The organism is Leucobacter chromiireducens (genome assembly GCF_003917135.1).
Classification (GTDB): Bacteria; Actinomycetota; Actinomycetes; order Actinomycetales; family Microbacteriaceae; genus Leucobacter; species Leucobacter chromiireducens_A.
Genome location: NZ_RPDI01000025.1, coordinates 1 through 16,587 on the forward strand (window position 1 = coordinate 1; position 16,587 = coordinate 16,587).

General features: G+C 69.8%; 20 protein-coding genes. 6 read left to right on the forward strand and 14 right to left on the reverse strand.

Annotated elements, in window-relative coordinates; translation table 11 throughout:
* Together EGM46_RS11400 and EGM46_RS11405 are read right to left on the reverse strand one after the other, a co-directional pair.
* Positions 1-419 (reverse strand): hypothetical protein (locus EGM46_RS11400; RefSeq protein WP_206427562.1); only part of this gene is annotated, 419 nt, incomplete at its 3' end.
* A 194-nt stretch (positions 420-613) separates the two neighbouring features.
* Positions 614-1,213 (reverse strand): purine-nucleoside phosphorylase, encoded by a 600-nt coding sequence (locus EGM46_RS11405; protein ID WP_125100272.1) that lies wholly within the window; start codon positions 1,211-1,213, stop codon positions 614-616.
* 338 nt (positions 1,214-1,551) lie between these two features.
* Here EGM46_RS11405 and EGM46_RS11410 point away from each other — a divergent pair, with 338 nt between their 5' ends.
* From EGM46_RS11410 to EGM46_RS11420, 3 genes are all read left to right on the forward strand, one after another.
* Positions 1,552-1,860, forward strand: a complete 309-nt coding sequence (locus tag EGM46_RS11410; RefSeq protein ID WP_125100273.1) for a hypothetical protein — start codon at positions 1,552-1,554, stop codon at positions 1,858-1,860.
* A 112-nt stretch (positions 1,861-1,972) separates the two neighbouring features.
* Positions 1,973-2,464, forward strand: a complete 492-nt coding sequence (locus EGM46_RS11415; RefSeq protein ID WP_125100274.1) for an S-ribosylhomocysteine lyase — start codon at positions 1,973-1,975, stop codon at positions 2,462-2,464.
* A gap of 1 nt (position 2,465) precedes the next feature.
* Entirely contained in the window at positions 2,466-2,762 is a 297-nt protein-coding gene (locus EGM46_RS11420) for a DUF1905 domain-containing protein (protein ID WP_125100275.1), read from the forward strand.
* Positions 2,763-2,853: 91 nt separating this feature from the next.
* Here the strand turns inward: EGM46_RS11420 and EGM46_RS11425 are convergent, their stop codons facing one another.
* From EGM46_RS11425 to EGM46_RS11440, 4 genes are all read right to left on the reverse strand, one after another.
* Positions 2,854-3,609 (reverse strand): nucleoside phosphorylase, encoded by a 756-nt coding sequence (locus EGM46_RS11425; protein WP_125100276.1) that lies wholly within the window; start codon positions 3,607-3,609, stop codon positions 2,854-2,856.
* 55 nt (positions 3,610-3,664) lie between these two features.
* Complete coding sequence (locus tag EGM46_RS11430; protein ID WP_125100277.1) at positions 3,665-5,047, reverse strand: amidohydrolase; 1,383 nt, start codon at positions 5,045-5,047, stop codon at positions 3,665-3,667.
* Positions 5,048-5,218: 171 nt separating this feature from the next.
* Positions 5,219-6,031, reverse strand: coding sequence for an SDR family NAD(P)-dependent oxidoreductase (locus EGM46_RS11435; RefSeq protein ID WP_206427563.1), 813 nt, complete (start codon positions 6,029-6,031; stop codon positions 5,219-5,221).
* A 2-nt stretch (positions 6,032-6,033) separates the two neighbouring features.
* Positions 6,034-6,819, reverse strand: a complete 786-nt coding sequence (locus EGM46_RS11440; RefSeq protein ID WP_241156303.1) for an isoprenyl transferase — start codon at positions 6,817-6,819, stop codon at positions 6,034-6,036.
* A gap of 113 nt (positions 6,820-6,932) precedes the next feature.
* Here EGM46_RS11440 and trhA point away from each other — a divergent pair, with 113 nt between their 5' ends.
* A complete protein-coding gene (gene trhA, locus EGM46_RS11445; protein WP_125100279.1) occupies positions 6,933-7,778 on the forward strand; it encodes a PAQR family membrane homeostasis protein TrhA in 846 nt (281 codons plus the stop codon).
* A 124-nt stretch (positions 7,779-7,902) separates the two neighbouring features.
* Here the strand turns inward: trhA and recQ are convergent, their stop codons facing one another.
* Genes recQ through mca form a run of 3 tightly spaced genes read right to left on the reverse strand, consistent with a single transcriptional unit; the run spans position 7,903 to position 11,053 of the window.
* Positions 7,903-9,945, reverse strand: a complete 2,043-nt coding sequence (gene recQ / locus EGM46_RS11450) for a DNA helicase RecQ (protein ID WP_125100280.1) — start codon at positions 9,943-9,945, stop codon at positions 7,903-7,905.
* A gap of 5 nt (positions 9,946-9,950) precedes the next feature.
* Complete coding sequence (locus EGM46_RS11455; protein WP_125100281.1) at positions 9,951-10,187, reverse strand: hypothetical protein; 237 nt, start codon at positions 10,185-10,187, stop codon at positions 9,951-9,953.
* Complete coding sequence (mca, locus tag EGM46_RS11460; RefSeq protein WP_125100282.1) at positions 10,184-11,053, reverse strand: mycothiol conjugate amidase Mca; 870 nt, start codon at positions 11,051-11,053, stop codon at positions 10,184-10,186. The genes EGM46_RS11455 and mca overlap by 4 nt, the downstream gene beginning before the upstream one ends.
* 85 nt (positions 11,054-11,138) lie before the next feature.
* Here mca and EGM46_RS11465 point away from each other — a divergent pair, with 85 nt between their 5' ends.
* Both EGM46_RS11465 and greA read left to right on the forward strand, forming a co-directional pair.
* Positions 11,139-11,591, forward strand: coding sequence for a DUF4307 domain-containing protein (locus tag EGM46_RS11465; RefSeq protein ID WP_125100283.1), 453 nt, complete (start codon positions 11,139-11,141; stop codon positions 11,589-11,591).
* A gap of 146 nt (positions 11,592-11,737) precedes the next feature.
* Positions 11,738-12,223 carry a transcription elongation factor GreA gene (gene greA / locus EGM46_RS11470; protein ID WP_125100284.1) on the forward strand — a complete coding sequence of 162 codons (486 nt, stop codon included), beginning with the start codon at positions 11,738-11,740 and terminating at the stop codon, positions 12,221-12,223.
* 106 nt (positions 12,224-12,329) lie between these two features.
* Here greA and EGM46_RS11475 read toward each other — a convergent pair whose 3' ends face one another.
* The 5 genes from EGM46_RS11475 to EGM46_RS11495 all read right to left on the reverse strand — a co-directional run bounded on the left by EGM46_RS11475 (position 12,330) and on the right by EGM46_RS11495 (position 16,567).
* A complete protein-coding gene (locus tag EGM46_RS11475; protein WP_241156306.1) occupies positions 12,330-13,139 on the reverse strand; it encodes a sulfite exporter TauE/SafE family protein in 810 nt (269 codons plus the stop codon).
* 64 nt (positions 13,140-13,203) lie between these two features.
* Positions 13,204-14,142 carry an amino acid ABC transporter permease gene (locus tag EGM46_RS11480; RefSeq protein WP_164512882.1) on the reverse strand — a complete coding sequence of 313 codons (939 nt, stop codon included), beginning with the start codon at positions 14,140-14,142 and terminating at the stop codon, positions 13,204-13,206.
* Entirely contained in the window at positions 14,139-14,795 is a 657-nt protein-coding gene (locus EGM46_RS11485) for an amino acid ABC transporter permease (protein WP_125100287.1), read from the reverse strand. The genes EGM46_RS11480 and EGM46_RS11485 overlap by 4 nt, the downstream gene beginning before the upstream one ends.
* Positions 14,796-14,866: 71 nt before the next feature.
* Positions 14,867-15,751: a glutamate ABC transporter substrate-binding protein gene (locus EGM46_RS11490; RefSeq protein WP_125100288.1), complete on the reverse strand. Its 885-nt coding sequence runs from the start codon at positions 15,749-15,751 to the stop codon at positions 14,867-14,869.
* 69 nt (positions 15,752-15,820) lie between these two features.
* Entirely contained in the window at positions 15,821-16,567 is a 747-nt protein-coding gene (locus EGM46_RS11495; RefSeq protein ID WP_125100289.1) for an amino acid ABC transporter ATP-binding protein, read from the reverse strand.
* Positions 16,568-16,587: the final 20 nt, after the last annotated feature.

The window sequence follows — 16,587 nt, forward strand, 5'->3', positions numbered from 1 at the left end:
GTTGCCGCGGGCGGCGCTGCGCGGCGCGCGGCTCCCCCGCCGTGCTCCGCCGGGATCGCGGCGAGCGCCACCGGCGCGGTGTCGACCGCTTCGGGCACCCGCAGCTCGGGCGCACGCTTCCTCGCCGATCCGCAGCGGCGCACCCAGTCATCGGCCCGCTCAGCGCTCTCGCCGAGCGCGAGCGCGATGTCGCGCACCAGCTCGGCGTCGATCCTGGTCCTGCCCTTGCTGAAGGCGTGGTACACGGTGGAGCGCGGGATCATTGCACCGTCCGGGAGTTCCCCGTCGGCGACGCGGCGCACCGTGATGCGGCGCGCGATCTCGGCGTAGCTCGTTGCCCCGGTTCGCTCACGCAGGCGCATCAGATCGTCCGCGAGCTCGTCGAGCGTCTCTTCAGCGATCCGAGTGCCGGCCCTCACGTGCGCCCCAATCCTTCGACAACCGAGGTATTTCCATTCACACGGTACACGCGATGGGGCGCTCGCGAATCCCCCGAACGAGCGGTATTTGCCCGGAAAACCGGCCAAAAACACCCGTTCAGCGGGTGAGTTCATAGGCTACGATATGAAACCAAACATTTCACACAACAGTGGGGCATGTGCGGCCCAGAAATTCACACCCCGTGGTCGGCCCCGTGGTCGACCCCGCGCGCGGGCCCCGCGAGCCGCGCGTCCCAGAACTCGCGCAGCTGCTCGCTCTTCCGGAAGACGATCGCGTCCCACTCCTCGTCGGTGGTGGAGCTGTCGGCGAAGTCGGACGGGATCTTGAAGAGCTGGAGCGCGACCCCGAACTTCGCGCAGACGCTCGCGTACGCGTACGCCTCCATGTCGACGAGCGCCGCGCCGAGCCCGGCGATGTGGGCGCGCTGCGCGTCGTCCTGCACGAACACGTCGCCCGTCGCGATCGTGGCGGTGCGCTCCGGCAGCAGCACCTCGCCGGCCGGCTCGAGCGCGGGCGAGGGCAGCGAGAAATCGTGCTGCACCACCCGCGTGACCTGCACGACGTGGTCGAGGCTCAGACGGTCCGGCCCGTCGCCCACCACGCCGGCGGTGCCGAGCACCACGACCCGCGATACGCCACCCTCGGCCAGCGCGGCGGCCAGCGACACGGCGCCCTGCACCTTCCCCACCCCGGTGACGAGGTGCGGCACATCGGCGAAGGCCGACGCCTCATCGCGGTGCGCAAAAACGAGCAGGGTGGTGGCGTCTGACATGTCAGTCTCTCCCTCGCGCTCCCGCGCGGTTTCGGGTCATTTTCGGATCAACACTAGCGTTTTTCGAAGACCTGTTCTATGCTTGTGGCCTGAGCTTGCATCCGGCATGCGTGATCTTCCTCGTTCTTGTAGGAATGCCTCCCACTCCGCGGCCGAATCGTGAAGCTCCTCGGCGCACTTCATCATCACGATGCAGTCGTGCGCCTCGCCCCGCCGGCACCCCGCACCGCGTCAGCGCGCACCGGAGTTCGGCGCGGCCGGCTCGACCACGAGCCCCGCACCCGCGAGAAGTACTTGGCGGGCATCGCACCACGAAGGTGCGGCATGAAAGGAATACCATGACTCAGCTGAAGCAGCGCACCGCAGCGCAGCAGCGACCCGCTCTGCGCACCCCGTACCACTCGCTCGGTTCGGGCACCGAGATGCGCGTGCCCGCGTGGGCGCAGCACCGCTCCGTGTACCGCACCTCCGGGCGCACGCTCTACCTCGTCGAGACCGACCAGCCCGGCGCGGCACGCGGCGATCTCGAGCGCCTCACCCGCTCGGGGTGGGACGTTCGCGTTGAGCACGCCCCCGCCGGCGAGCTGACGCGCATCGCACTCACCCGCGGCGATCTCTCGCGCGGGGACCTCGCCCGCGCGGCGTAGGCCCCCTCAAGCTCGGGATCCCTCCGGCTCCCGAGCCTCCCCTCACCGCCCCCGGTGTCGTCGTGTGACGCGCACCGGGGGCGGTGTCGGTGGTCCTCGGTACACTTGCCGCATGAGCGACGTCGAACTTGCCAAGGTGGAGAGCTTCTCCCTTGACCACACACAGGTGCTGGCCCCATACGTCCGGCTGATCGGGGTGGAACGCGGCCCCAAGGGCGACGCGATCTCGAACTACGACATCCGGCTCGTGCAGCCGAACGAGCAGGAGATCCCCACCGCGGGCCTGCACACGATCGAGCACACGCTCGCCGCCCTGCTCCGCACCCGCTTCGACGGCCTCATCGACATCTCGCCGTTCGGCTGCCGCACGGGGTTCCACTTCATCGCCTGGGGCGAGCCGACGCCCGAGGAGGTCGCCGCGGCGATCAAGTCGGCGCTCGAGGACCTCGCGCACCGCGTCACCTGGGCCGACGTCCCCGGCACCGAGGCGGTGAGCTGCGGCAACTACCGTGATCACAGCCTCCACTCCGCGCAGGAGTGGGCGAAGGTCGTCCTCGCGCGCGGCATCAGCCTCGATCCGTTCGATCGCTCACGCATCGCCTAGCGTGTTCGTCGAGTTCACCGCCGTCCCGTACCTGTGGGAGGCACGCACCCAGACCTGGGTGTTCGTCGATCTTCCGGAGCCGCTGTCCGCGGACATCGCCGAGATCCCGCGCCCGCGCGCCGGGTTCGGCGCCGTCAAGGTCGAGGCCCGCGTCGGCGAGACCGTGTGGCGCACCTCGATCTTCCCCGCGGGCGGCGGCTCGAGCTACATCCTGCCCCTGAAGCGTGCGGTCCGCGAGGCGGCCGGCATCGAGGTCGGCGAGGACGTGTCCATCCTGCTCACCGTGCTGGATCTGTAGCGGCGGACCCCAGCGCTTCGGCGCAGCCCGGGCAACGCACGAGAGCCCGGCCGCACGGTGTGCGGCCGGGCTCTCGCCGTCAGCGTCTGGACTAGGAGACGAGCACGTCGAGCGCGCTCGTGAGTGCGCCGTCGACCGCCTGCGTGACAATCTCTCGATAGGGATCGTAGCCGTCCATCGCGTCGTCCTTCGCGGCGAGCGGGTTCCCGTCGATCGCGAAGACCGCGCCGGCCTCGATCCCGTGCAGCGATGCGATCACGAAGAGCGCTGAGGCCTCCATCTCCACCGCGACGATGCCGGCGCGCTGCCACATCTGGTGGTCGATGCCCACCATCACGTCGCTCGGGTAGAACATGTCGCCCGTCAGCACGATCCCGCTGTGCGTGCGCAGCCCCGTCTTCGCGGCGGCCGCGCGCAGCGCGATCGTCAGCTCGGGGGTGGCGATGGCCGGGAACTCGCTCGGCACGAGCTGGTGGCTGATCCCGTCGGCGCGCACGGCGCCCGTCGCGACGACGATCGCGCCGTCGACCACCTCGGGCTGGATGCCTCCCGCGGTGCCCGAGCGGATGATGCGGGTCACGCCGCCGCGCGCGAGCTCCTCGAAGCACACCGCGGCACCGGCCGCGCCGACGCCGTGCGAGGCGACCGTCACGGGCACGCCGCGGTAGGTTCCCGCGTACACGTGGTACTCGCGGTTTGCGGAGAGCTGGCGCACGTCATCGAGCTGCTCGGCGACGCGGGCGGCACGCCCCGGGTCGCCCACCACGAGCGCGCGGTCCGCGAGGTCGGAGACGCGGGCGCGCAGGAGCGGCAGTTCGGAGTCGGCGGGAAGACGGACGGGTGCCATGGTGGGCCTTTCGTGTGTGGGTGAGCCGGCGGGCGGCCGGCGCGTGCGTGTGAGCTTAGGCGCTCGCGTTCGCGCGGTCGGCGAGGTCTGCGAGGCGGGCGCGCGAGGCCGCAGCGCGTGCGCGAACGGCCGCGGCGTCGAGCGTCTGATGCGCGCCGTCCGCGTAGACGTGGCGGCCGCCGATGAACACGTGGCGCACATCGGCGCCGGTCGCCGCGAAGCCGAGGTGCGACACGAGCGCCGCAGGGTCGAACGGCGTCGCCGCGGCACCCGTGACGTCGAGCGCGATCACGTCGGCGAGGCGGCCAGCCTCGAGCGCGCCGGTCTCGGGGAAACCGACCGCCTCGGCGCCGCGGTGCGTCGCGATCCCGAGCACGTCGGCGGCCTTCACGATCGCCGCGTCCTGACGCGCACCGCGATGCAGGATCGTGGCCGTCTTGATCTCCTCGAACAGGTCGAGCGTGTTGTTGCTCGCAACCGAGTCGGTGCCGAGGGTCAGCCGGATGCCGGCCGCCTGCCACTCGGGCAGGGGCGCGATGCCGTTGCCGAGCTTCAGGTTGGAGACCGGGTTGTGGCTGATCGCCGCGCCCGTGCGCGCGAAGAGTTCGATCTCGTTCGCGGTGAGGTGCACGCAGTGCGCGGCGAGCACCTCGGCGCGGAAGAGCCCCACCTGTTCCAGGTGATCAGCAGGGGTCGCGCCGTACTGCTCGGTGATTTGCGCCACCTCAGCGGCGGACTCCGAGACGTGCGTGTGGATGGGGATCCCCCGCTCGACCGCACGCTCGGCGATGTCGCTCAGGAACTCGGGTGGCGAGGTGTACGGTGCGTGCGGGCCGTAGGCGATCCGGATCTGCGGGTCCGTTGCGTAGCGCTCGGCGAGCTCCTCGGTGAGCGCGGTGACCTGGGCGCCGGTCGCGGCGGAGACGCCGGGGAAGCCGACCGTCTCGGGGGCGAATGAGGCCGGGGCGATGAGCGCGCGCATCCCCGCGGCGCGCACGAGCTCGATCAGCTCGGCGTCCCAGTGGTACATGTCGGCGAAGGTGGTGGTGCCCGTCTCGATCATCTCGACGAGCGCGAGCTCGAGGCCGGCCGCGACGTCCTCGTGCGTGAGGTGCTGTTCGAGCGCCTGCACCGCGGCGAGCCAGGGCATGAATCCCTCATCGTCCGAGACGGCGCGCAGCAGCGTCATGGCGGAGTGCGTGTGGCCGTTCACGAGGCCGGGCATGAGCACGTGGCCGGCGAGCTCGTGCACCACGGCGCCAGCCGGTAGATCGGCGGCCGCGCGCGGGGCGCCGGCGTAGCTGATGCGGCCGTCCGCGTCGAAGGCGAGCTCGGCTGGCGCGACCGCCCCCGCTGGGGTCAGCATCGCGTCGGCGCGCAGCACCGTCGCCTGCGCGTGTGCGGCTGCGCTCGTGGGCGCGCCTGCGGTCTCACTCATCGCGGGTCCTCCATCTGTCTCCCAGCCCAACTGTACTCGCCGCGCCCGCGCCCCCGCGCGCGCCGCGGGCGCGGGCCCCGCGTGTGCGCGGAAGGTTGAGAAGTGGCAAACCGACCCTTCGCGCGACTGAAGGGTCGGTTTGCCACTTGTGGATTGGGCGGGTAGGGGCCCCTACCAGCCCGGGGTGGCCAGCATGCCGCCATCCACCGCGAGATCCTGGCCCGTGATGAAGGTCGCACCAGCCGACGCGAGCAGCACGCACGCGTTGCCGATGTCCGCCGCGGTGGCGAGCCGCCCGAGCGGTGCACGCGCGGTGTAGCTCTCGACCCCCTCGGGCCACGCCTCCGCGAGCCCCGGCCGCGACACGAGCCCGGGCGACACCGTGTTCACGCGCACGCCGACCGGCCCGAGCTCAAGCGCCGCGGCCCGCGCGTGCATCACGAGCCCGGCCTTCGCCACGGCGTAGTGCGCGTGCGCTGGCGCGGGACGGCTGGCCTCGATCGACGCAATGTGCGTGATCCAACGATTCACGGGAACTCCCCGATCCCGATCGAGATCCGAGTCGCCAGCCAGCACGGTGGCCGCCTCACGCGACAGCTCGAACACCGCGCCGAGATTCGTGCCGAGCACCTCATCCCACTCCGCACGCGAGGTATCCGCGAGCGGGGTGAGCGGCTGGATGCCAGCGTTGTTCACGAGCCCATCGAGTCCGCCGAGCGCTTCGACCGCGTCGGCGATGAGTCCGGCCGCAGCACCGGGCAGCGCGAGATCGGCGCGCACGGCGACCGCCTCGACGCCGTGATCCCGCAGCTCCTCGACGAGCTCGAACACCGGGCCGGCCGAGCCGCGGTAGTGCAGCGCGAGACGCGCGCCTGCAGCCCCGAATCGCCGGGCGATGCCGCCGCCGATGCCGCCCGATGCGCCGGTGACGAGCACGCGCTGGCCGCCAAGATCGGGGAGTGTCGGGTCCTGACGCGTCACCATGGTTAGCCTCCGAGTCGTCGCTGGCGGGAAGAATAGTCGCGGAGCGCGCGGAGGAAATCCACCTCGCGCAGATCCGGGTACAGCGCCTCGACGAAGTAGAACTCCGAGTGCGCGGATTGCCAGATCATGAAGTCGGAGAGGCGCTGCTCCCCCGAGGTGCGAATCACCAGATCGGGATCCGCCTGCCCGCGTGTCCACAGGTGCTCGCCGATCGTCTCCGGGGTGAGCCGCTCATCGAGCGTGTCAATCGTGCCGCCCGCGGCCTGGTGCTCAGCGATGACGCTCCGCACCGCGGCGGCGATCTCGCTCCGCCCGCCGTAGCCAACGGCGAGGTTGATGTGGAGGCCCTCGTGATCCGCCGTCGACTCCTCGGCTGCGGCGAGCGCGTCGGCGAGCTCGGGCGACAGGCCCTCGCACGTGCCCACGTGCTTCACGCGCCACCGGGGGTTTTCGGCGAGCTGGCCGGCGAGCTCCCCGATGATCCCGAGCAGATCGTCGAGTTCCTGGCGATCCCGCGCCTTGAGGTTGTCCGCGGACAGCAGGTAGAGCGTGACTGTGCGAATGCCGGCTTCCTCGCACCAGCCGAGAAACTCCGGCACCTTCTGCGCGCCGGCGCGGTGGCCGAACGCGGCGCGCTCCTGGAGGCGCTGCTTCGCCCAGCGGCGGTTCCCGTCGACGATCACCGCGATGTGCTGCGGCACCCTGGCCGGGTCGATTTCCCTGCGCAGCCGACGCGAATACAGCCGGTACAGGAGACCGGTGCGGGGCGACGACGGCTGGGGCTTCACCCTCAGAGTGTACCGGGTGGCGGCTGGGTGGGGGCCTGCCGCGCGCGCGAACCCGATGGGGATCCTCCACATATATGCCCCACCGGATCTGTACAGAACATACACTCGGGTGCATGACCTCCTCCGGCGGCGACGACGCATTCTCCGACGAGCACGCGGGGCAGCCCGCGGGCGAACCACCGCACCGCGAGCGCGCGTTCCCCGAGCCCGATCGGTTCTCGCTGCCGCTGCTCGCCGACGCGCTGGAGCACACGGCGGAGTCGGAGGGGGGATCGGGATCTCGATCGGGATCGGTGAACGCCGGTGCCCCGCCCGCCGAGGTGAAGCCGCGGTGGCGCGGCTGGATCCACGCCGGCACCTTTCCCGTGGCGGTCGCCGCCGGGATCGTGCTGATCAGCCTGGCGCACGGCCCCGTCGCGAAGTGGGCCGCCGCGGTGTTCACGCTGACGAGCATGCTGCTGTTCGGGATCTCCGCGCTGTACCACCGCATCAACTGGAGTCCGAAGACGAAGCAGCTGTTCCGCCGGCTCGACCACGCGAACATCTTCCTGCTGATCGCCGGCACGTACACGCCGCTCGCGCTCCTCGCGCTGCCGCTCGACAAGGGGGTGCTGCTGCTCGTGCTGGTGTGGGCGGGGGCGCTGCTCGGGATCGGGTTCCGCGTGTTCTGGCTGAGCGCCCCGCGCTGGCTCTACGTTCCCCTGTACGTGCTGCTCGGTTGGGCGGCGATGATGTACATCGTCGACATCGCGCATGCGAACCTCGCGGCGATGGTGCTCGTCGTGGTGGGCGGGCTGCTCTACACCGCGGGCTCGGTGGTGTACGGAATCAAGCGCCCGAACCCGGTGCCTGGCGTGTTCGGCTTCCACGAGATCTTCCACTCGCTCACCGTGATCGCGTTCCTCTGCCACTGGACGGCTGCGCTGCTCGTCGCGCTGGATCCGGTGTACTTGCGCTAGGCCGGGGGGGCTGGCCCCGCCGAGATCGCGCGCATCTTTCGAGATGGGCGGCATTCCCGCGACGCTCGGCGCGATCTCGAAAGATGCGCGCGATTTCGGGGTGGGGCTGGGAGCAGCGGCGGGGCTAGGACGCGAGTTGGGCGAGCACCGCCGCGCCGTAGCGCTCGAGCTTCACCTCACCGATGCCAGAGATGGCGAGCAGCTCCTGGTCGGTGCCCGGGCGGTGCACGGCGAGCGCAGCGAGGGTCGCGTCACCGAACACCACGTACCCCGGTACGCCCTGGCGCTTCGCCTCCTCCGCACGCCACGCGCGCAGGCGCTCGAACACCTCGTCCTGCTCCGGGGTGAGATCCGCCGCAGCGGCCGAGCGCTTCGCGCCACCGCCCGACAGTCCAGCGCGGGAGCCGCGACCCGAGCGGGCCGCACGCGCGACCACCTCCTCGCGCATCATCACCTGCTCTTCGCCGCGCAGCACCGGCTTCGCCGCCTCCGTTGGGGCGAGCACGCCCCACTCGCCTCGCGCCTCCAGGTGGCCGGTGGCGAGCAGATGGCGCACCACGCCGCGCCACTGGGCCACGGACCACTCCGCGCCGATCCCCCACGTCGACAATTCGTCGAGCCGCAGCTGGGTGACGCGCTCGGAGCCGGTGCCGCGCAGCACGTCAATGTGCTGGCCGGCCGCGAACGTGCGCCGGCGCTCCCGCTCCGTTCGGATGATCGTCGACAGCAGCATCTGCGCGGGGATCGTCGCGTCCCACAGCTTGGGCGGGTGCAGGCAGACATCGCAGTTGCCGCACGGCTCGCTGCGATCCTCCCCGAAGTAGCGGAGCAGGAAGACGCGCCGGCACGACACCCCCTCGCAGAGGGCGAGCATCTGGTTGAGGTGCCGCGTCTGGTTCGCGCGGGTGGCCTGATCCCCATCGCCCGACTCGATGAGCTGGCGCTGCTGCACCACGTCGGCGAGCCCGTAGGCCAGCCAGGCCTCCGAGGGCAGCCCATCGCGGCCGGCGCGGCCGGTCTCCTGGTAGTACCCCTCGATCGACTTCGGCAGGTCGATGTGCGCGACGAAGCGCACGTCCGGCTTGTCGATGCCCATGCCAAACGCGACCGTCGCGACGACCACCACGCCGTCCTCGCGGAGGAAGCGCGTCTGCGCGTCGAGCCGGGTCTCGGCGGGCAGCCCAGCGTGATAGGCGACGGCGTCGATCCCGGCATCGCGCAGCGCGGCCGCGGTCTGCTCGACGCGCTTGCGGCTGAGCGCGTAGACGATGCCGGCCTCGCCGGCGTGCTCGCCCCGGATGAACGCGATGAGCTGCGCCCTCGCATTTTGTTTGGGTTCGATCCGGTATCGGATGTTGGGGCGGTCGAAACTCAAAATAAAATGCCGGGCGCCTCCGAGGTGCAGCCGCTCGGTGATCTCGCGGTGCGTCTCCGGCGTGGCCGTCGCCGTGAGCGCGATGCGCGGCACGTTGGGCCAGAGCTCGGCGAGCTGGCCGAGCCGAAGATAGTCGGGGCGGAAGTCGTGGCCCCACTGGGACACGCAGTGCGCCTCGTCGATCGCAAACAGGGCGATGTGCCCCTGGCCGAGCAGTTCGACCGTGCCCGGTGCCGACAGCCGCTCGGGCGCGAGGTACAGCACGTCGAGCTGCCCCGTACGGTACGCCTGTTCGACATCGCGACGCTCGTCAATCGACATCGCCGAGTTCAGCGCCGCCGCGCGCACCCCGGCGAGCCGCAGCGCCGCCACCTGGTCGTGCATGAGCGCGACGAGCGGGGAGAGCACGATGCCGGTGCCCTCGCGCACGAGCGCGGGGATCTGGTAGCAGATCGACTTGCCGCCGCCCGTCGGCATGAGCACCACCGCGTCGCCGCCGTCGATCACGTGACGGATGATCTCCGCCTGCTCACCGCGGAACTCGTCGTAGCCGAACACCCCCGAGAGCACGGTGAGCGGATCGTGGCCAACGGCCTGCACGGTGCCAAAGGGCGCGGGCGCCGCAGGCACCGCAGGTGCCACGGGCACGACGCCGCGATCCGGATCAGCGGTCCCGGGCGCCGGAGCGCCCCACGCCTCACCCGGCCAGCGCTCCGCGTCGCCGGACTCACCGCCCCAGGGCTCCCCGAACTCGTCGGGGTCGCCCGAGCTGGGTGCGCCCGGATCGCTCATGTGTGTCAGCTCCGCGGCTCGGCGTCCGTGCCGGACTCGCCGAGCTCCTCAGCGATCTGCGCGCGCACCTCGTGGCGGTACGCGTTGCGGCGCAGGCGCGAGACGAGCAGGAAGCCCAGCCCGATGATGCCGGCGGCCATCAGCCCCGTGAAAATGAAGCCCTCGACCCCGGGGCTCACCGTGTTCGGGTCGAACTCGGTGCTCTCCTCTGCGACGCGCAGTGCGATACTCATCAGGCTCATGCCGTCTCCTCTGTGATCCCCTGGAACAAATCTGCTTCAAACTCGCTCGTGGCCACGCGCGATGCCGCGAGCCGGTAGTCCTCGAACGGCCACGCCTGGCGCTGCAGCTCGTTCGGCCAGAAGAAGAACGGGCTGTCGGGCGGCACCTGGCTCGCGTGCGCGCGCAGCGCCTCGTCGCGGCGCTCGAAGAAGCGGCCGACCTCGATCTTCGCGGTGCTGCGGTTCAGCCGCTTCGACATGCGCTCGCGCATCTCACCGAACTGGGCGACGAGCGGCGAGGTCGGCTCGTGGTCGACGAGCCACTGGTACACCGTCTCGATGCGCTCAACGTTGAAGATTTCCTCGTAGTAGAGCTTGCCGATCGACCACGGCTCGCCGGCGTCGGGGTAGGCGTCGGCGTCGCCGGAGCGATCCCACGCGATCTTGCTGATCTCGTGGCAGCGAATGTGATCGGGATGCGGGTAGCCACCCTGCTCGTTGTACGTGATCATGACGTGCGGCTTGAACTCGCGCACCACGCGCACGAGCGTCTCAGCGGACACCTCGGCCGGGATATCTGCGAAGGATCCGAGCGGGATCGGATCGCCCTCGTCCGGCAGCCCCGAGTCTTCAAACCCCAACCAGCGGTGCTCGAAGCCGATGATCTCCTGCGCGCGGGCCATCTCGTCGCGGCGCAGCCCCGCGAGATCGCGCCGGCTCTTGGGGTCCCGCGCCACCAGCTCGTTGAGCACGTCACCGCGCTCGCCGCCGGTGCAGCTCACGATGAGCACCTCGACCCCCTGGTCGAGGTAGTGGGCGTAGGTGGCAGCACCCTTGCTGGATTCGTCGTCGGGATGCGCGTGCACCGCGATGAGCCTGAGCGTCATGCGCTTCCTCTCACGTGCTTCCCGGGCGGATCCCGGTACTCTGGCAACAGGGACATAGTTTACCCAGTCTTGATCGGAGGTTCCCGTGCCGAATGCGGCCGCAGCCGTCGACGCGGATCTCGCGACGGCGCAGCGCTTGGATGACCGCTACGGCACCGGGCGGCGGCGCAGCTTCGACCGCCGCTTCGCGTGGGGCGCCGTGATCGTGCTGCTGCTGGCCGGGGTCGGATACCTGCTCTTCTCCGGGTGGCAGAACACGAACCAGGTGTCGGCGCAGGACATCGGCTACACGGCGGAGAGCGAGCTGGTGCTGAACGCGAAGTTCGAGGTGACCGCTCCCCCGCAGACGCCGGTGGCGTGCGCGGTCGAGGCGCTCAACACGTCAAAGGCGACCGTCGGCTGGAAGATCGTCGAGCTGCCCCTCACGGATCAGCGCACGCACACGGTCACCACGCGGCTCGTGACCACGAACCCGGCGACCGCGGTGACCACGCGCGCGTGCTGGGTGGTCGAGGATCCCGCCGCGGACGCGAAGTAGCCTCAGGCTTCGGCGACTCAATCCGGCGCGCTGGCTCGGTGCGCTGGTAGACTGGACGCCACGCCCTGATTCGTCAGGGCGTTGTGTGTATCTCCGCGTCCGCCCAGAAACGAGCGAGCACGCACCCACGGAAACGAGGATCGACTATGGCCGAGCCCACCCAGACCTGGCTGACTCAGGACGCCTACGATCGGCTCACCGGCGAGCTGGAGCAGCTGACCGGCGCGGGCCGCAAGGACATTGCCGCGCGCATCGAGGCCGCTCGCGAAGAGGGCGACCTCAAGGAGAACGGCGGCTACCACGCGGCGAAGGACGAGCAGGGCAAGATGGAGGCGCGCATCCGCGACCTCGAGGAGCTCCTGAAGCACGCGGTGGTCGGCGAGGCCCCGCAGGCGAGCGGCGTTGTCGAGGTCGGCACGATCATCACGGCGACCATCTTCGGCGACGAGGAGCGCTTCCTGCTCGGCAATCGCGAGCTCGCGGACGGCTCCGACCTCGACGTGTACAGCGCGGAGAGCCCGCTCGGCGCGGCGATCCTCGGCCGCAAGATCGGCGATGAGGTCAGCTACGCTGCCCCGAATGGGAACCAGATCTCGGTGCAGATCCTCGGGGTGGACACCTACGCGGGATAGCCCCAGCACCACACAGGTTCCGCCGCGGGCGGGGCGCGATCACTGGATCGCGCCCCGCCCGCGGCGTCTCCCGGTGGGTCCGCGCGTGCGCGCCGGCGCCGGCGCCTCAGCCGAAGAAGTCGCGCCAGATGTCGAACGAGAGCTTCACGATGAGCACGCCGACGACGGACAGGAACAGTGCCCTGACAAACCCCGCTCCGCGCGCGATGGCGAGCCGTGAGCCGAGCAGACTTCCCAGCACGTTCGCGACGCCCATGGCGAGTCCGAGCGGCCAGAGCACGGCGCCGAGCGGCACGAAGAACAGCAGCGCACCGAGGTTCGTCGAGAAGTTCACGATCTTCGCCTGCGCGCTCGCGCGGAGGAAGTCGTAGCCGAGCAGACCGACCAGCGAGATGATGAGGAACGTGCCGGTGCCCGGGCCGAGCACGCCGTCGTAGAACCCGATCGCCGCGCCGGTCGCGCCCGCGATCATGATGTGCCGTTTCCCCTCGTGCGTCGCACGCGACTGGGCCCCGAGCGTCGGCCGCACGAGCGTGATGATCGCCACGGTGAGCAGTGCGACCACGATGATCGGGGTGAACACGCGCGCGGGGAGCAGGGCCGCGATCGATGCGCCCCCGAACGCGCTGACGAGCGCGATGGCGGCCATCGGCAGGGTGGTCTTGAGGCTCGGCCGCAGGCGGCGCGCGAAGCTCACGCTGCTCGTCGCCGTGCCGAACAGCGAGGCGACCTTGTTCGTCGCGAGCGCCTGCAGCGGGGTCATGCCGGGGACGAGCAGGAGGGCGGGAAGCTGGAGCAGCCCGCCCCCGCCCACCACTGCGTCGATCCACCCAGCCGCGAACGCCGCGGCGATGAGCAGCGCGAACGTCTGCCAGTCGGTGCCCTCGGGTAGCAGCGTGAACGGCGTCGACGCGATCCTCAGCACGGGATCCCCCGATCGAGCGAGTGCCCGAGCCGGGGGATCCTGCAGCCGCGCGACCTCATCGGTGTGAGTGTTCCTGGGGATCCCCCTGGGTCACGATCACCTCGGTCACGGTGCCCTCCGTGTGGAGCCGGGGATCGCCCGGCTGCACGGGCACGGTGGTGGTCGTCGCTGCGACGCCGCCCCGCGCCGTCGGCGGCCGCGACATGCGCGTCTCCAGCCACTTCGCGATGCCTGACAGGATCAGGCACATCACGATGTAGATGCCGCCGATCACGAACGCCGACTGCAGCAGCGGCCGATCGAACTGCACGTTGCTGCTGAGCTGCTTCGCCAGGTACAGCAGCTCGGGGTACGTGATGATGAAGCCGAGCGCGGTGTCCTTCATCGTGACCACCAGCTGCGCCACGATGACGGGGAGCATTGCGCGCACCGCCTGCGGCAGGAGGATCAGCCGCATCACCCCGTTCTTGCGGAGTCCGATCGCGTACCCGGCCTCCTTCTGGCCGCGCGGCAGCGACTCGATCCCCGCGCGCAGCGCCTCAGCGAGCACCGAGCCGTTGTACACCACGAGTGCGATCACGACAGCCCAGTACGGTTCCATACGTACCCCGACCGAGGGCAGGCCGTAGTAGAGGAGCATCATCATCACGAGCACGGGGACCGCGCGGAAGATCTCAGTGACCCAGAGGAACGGGACGCGCACCGCGCGGTGGTCCGAGAGCCGACCGATCGCGAGCACGAAGCCGAGCACCACGCTCAGCACGGCGGCGAGCGCGAAGGCCGCCAGCGTCTTCCCGAGCGCCTGCCCGATCTGCACCCAGATCGTCGAGTACGTGAAGAGTCCCCACTTCTGGGCACTGAACTGGCCAGAGAGCGCAAAGCGGTAGGCGAGGAAGCCGAGCAGCGCGAGCACGACGGCGACGGTCAGTACGGCGAGCACCCGGTTGCGCCGGATCGCCCGCGGCCCGGGAACGTCGTAGAGCACGGAAGTCATCGGACGATCCTCCATTTCTTTTCGAGTCGGTTCTGCACGAAGCTGAGAATCAGCACCAGCACCACGAACACGAGCGCGACCCAGAGCAGTACTTCCATCGGGCTGCCGGGGCGTCCGGCCGCGTCGTTGATCGTGGCGCGGAGCGCAGCGAGCTCGGCCACGGAGAACCCGGCGGCGATGGTGGTGTTCTTCAGGAGCGCGATGAACACGCTCATCATCGGTGGGACGACGGAGCGGAACGCCTGCGGCAGCACGACCTGCCCCATGACCTGCCCGAAGGGGAGACCGATCGCGCGCGCGGCCTCAGCCTGCCCGACGGGGACCGTGTTGATCCCGGCGCGCAGCACCTCGGCAACGTATGTCGCCGTGTAGATCCCGATCGCAATGATGCCCAGCACGAGCGGGCTCAGCTTCGGCAGTCCGAGCGCCGGGTAGCCCAGCACGAAAAAGAAGAACACCAGGGTGAGTGGCGTGTTGCGGATGATGTTCACGTAGACGGTGCCAACGCCGCGGGCGATGGGCACCGGCGAGACCCGCATGGCGCCGACAATGATGCCGAGCACGAGCGCGAGCACTCCCCCGAAGCAGAACACCAGCAGCGTGTTCGTGATCGCGGTTCCCCAGAGATCAAGGTTTCCGAAGATGACGTCCATGCGTCTCCCTCTCCTGTGCGGATCGCCGGGGCCGGCACTTCGCGCGCTCGGCCCCAGCGATCACCCTGCGATTAGTAGGCGTCGACTTCCGGCTGCTCCACCGAGATTCCGGAGCTGCCGAGATTGCGATCGAAGATGTCCTGCCACTCGGCGCCACCGTCGGTGAAGAGCTCGTTGATGTGCGTGCGCAGCACCGTGTCGCCCTTCGGCAGGCCGACCCCGTAACGCTCCTCGGTCAGCAGCGGGCCGCTCGTGACCATCAGGTTCTCGGGGTCCTGCGCGGCGTAGCCGATGAGGATCGCCTGGTCCGTGGTGACCGCGTCGACCTGCCCGTTGACGAGGCTCTCCACGCACGCCGAGTACAGGTCGAACTCCTGCGTCTTGATGTCCGGGAAGTTGTCCTTGATGTTCTGGATCGGCGTCGAGCCGGTCGCGGAGCACACCGTCTTGCCGTTCAGTTCTTCGAGCGACTGGTAGTCGGTGCCGCCCTGCTTCACGAGCAGCCCCTGACCGGTCACGAAGTAGGGGCCGGCGAAGTCGATGTCGGCCTTCCGCTTGTCGTTGATCGAGTAGGTGCCGACGTAGTAGTCGACGTCGCCGTTCTTGATGGCCTGCTCGCGGTTGGCCGACGCGATCGCCTTGTACTCGATCTTGCTCTCGTCGAAGCCGAGGGAGCCGGCGATCCAGCGGGCGATATCGACGTCGAAGCCGCTGCGCTCATTGGTCACGTTGTCGAGGTAGCCGAGCCCCGGCTGGTCCTCCTTGACGCCGATCACGACCTTGCCGCGCTCCTGCATCTTGTCGAAGGTGGGGCTGCCCTCGAGGGTCACGTTCTCGGCGACCTCGGGCGCATCATCGCTGGGTGCGCCGGAGGGACTCCCGCTGTTGCAGGCGGTGAGCGTCAGTGCTGCCGCGGCGATGAAGCCGAGGGCCGCCAGTGTCTTTCGAACTCGCATGGGGGTTCCTTTCAATTTCTCGGGTGAGCCGCTCCGGGACGAACCCGGCGCGGCGGGGACTCGGGAGGATCAGTGGGTGATGAGCTTCGAGAGGAAGTCGCGGGCACGCGAACTCTGCGGGTTCGTGAAGAACTCCTCCGGCGTTGCCTGCTCGACGATCTGACCGTCGGCCATGAACACGACGCGGTCGGCCGCTTTTCGCGCGAATCCCATCTCGTGGGTGACGACGATCATGGTCATGCCCTCGCGGGCGAGCTCGACCATCACGTCGAGCACCTCGGTGATCATCTCGGGATCGAGGGCGCTCGTCGGCTCGTCGAACAGCATCACCTTCGGGTGCATGGCCAGCGCACGCGCGATCGCGACGCGCTGCTGCTGGCCGCCGGAGAGCTGCGCGGGCAGCTTGGCGGCCTGCTTCTCGACGCCGACGCGGGTGAGCAGCTGCATCGCCTCGCGCTCAGCCTCGGCCCGCGACAGGCCCAGCACCTTGATGGGGCCGAGTGTCACGTTCTCGAGGATCGTGAGGTGCGCGAACAGGTTGAACGACTGGAACACCATGCCGACTTCGGCGCGCAGCTTCGCGAGCGCCTTGCCCTCGGCGGGCAGCTCGGTGCCATCGATCCGGATCGAGCCGCTCGTGATCGTTTCCAGCCGGTTGATCGCGCGGCACAGCGTCGACTTGCCCGAGCCCGATGGGCCGATGATCACGACGACCTCGCCGGAGTCGATCGTGAGATCGATGTCCGTCAGGGCCTGGAACTCTCCGTAGTGCTTCTGCACGTTTTCTACGACGACAAGCGGTTCGCTCGCACTCATGGTCTCCACCTCTGGGTCAG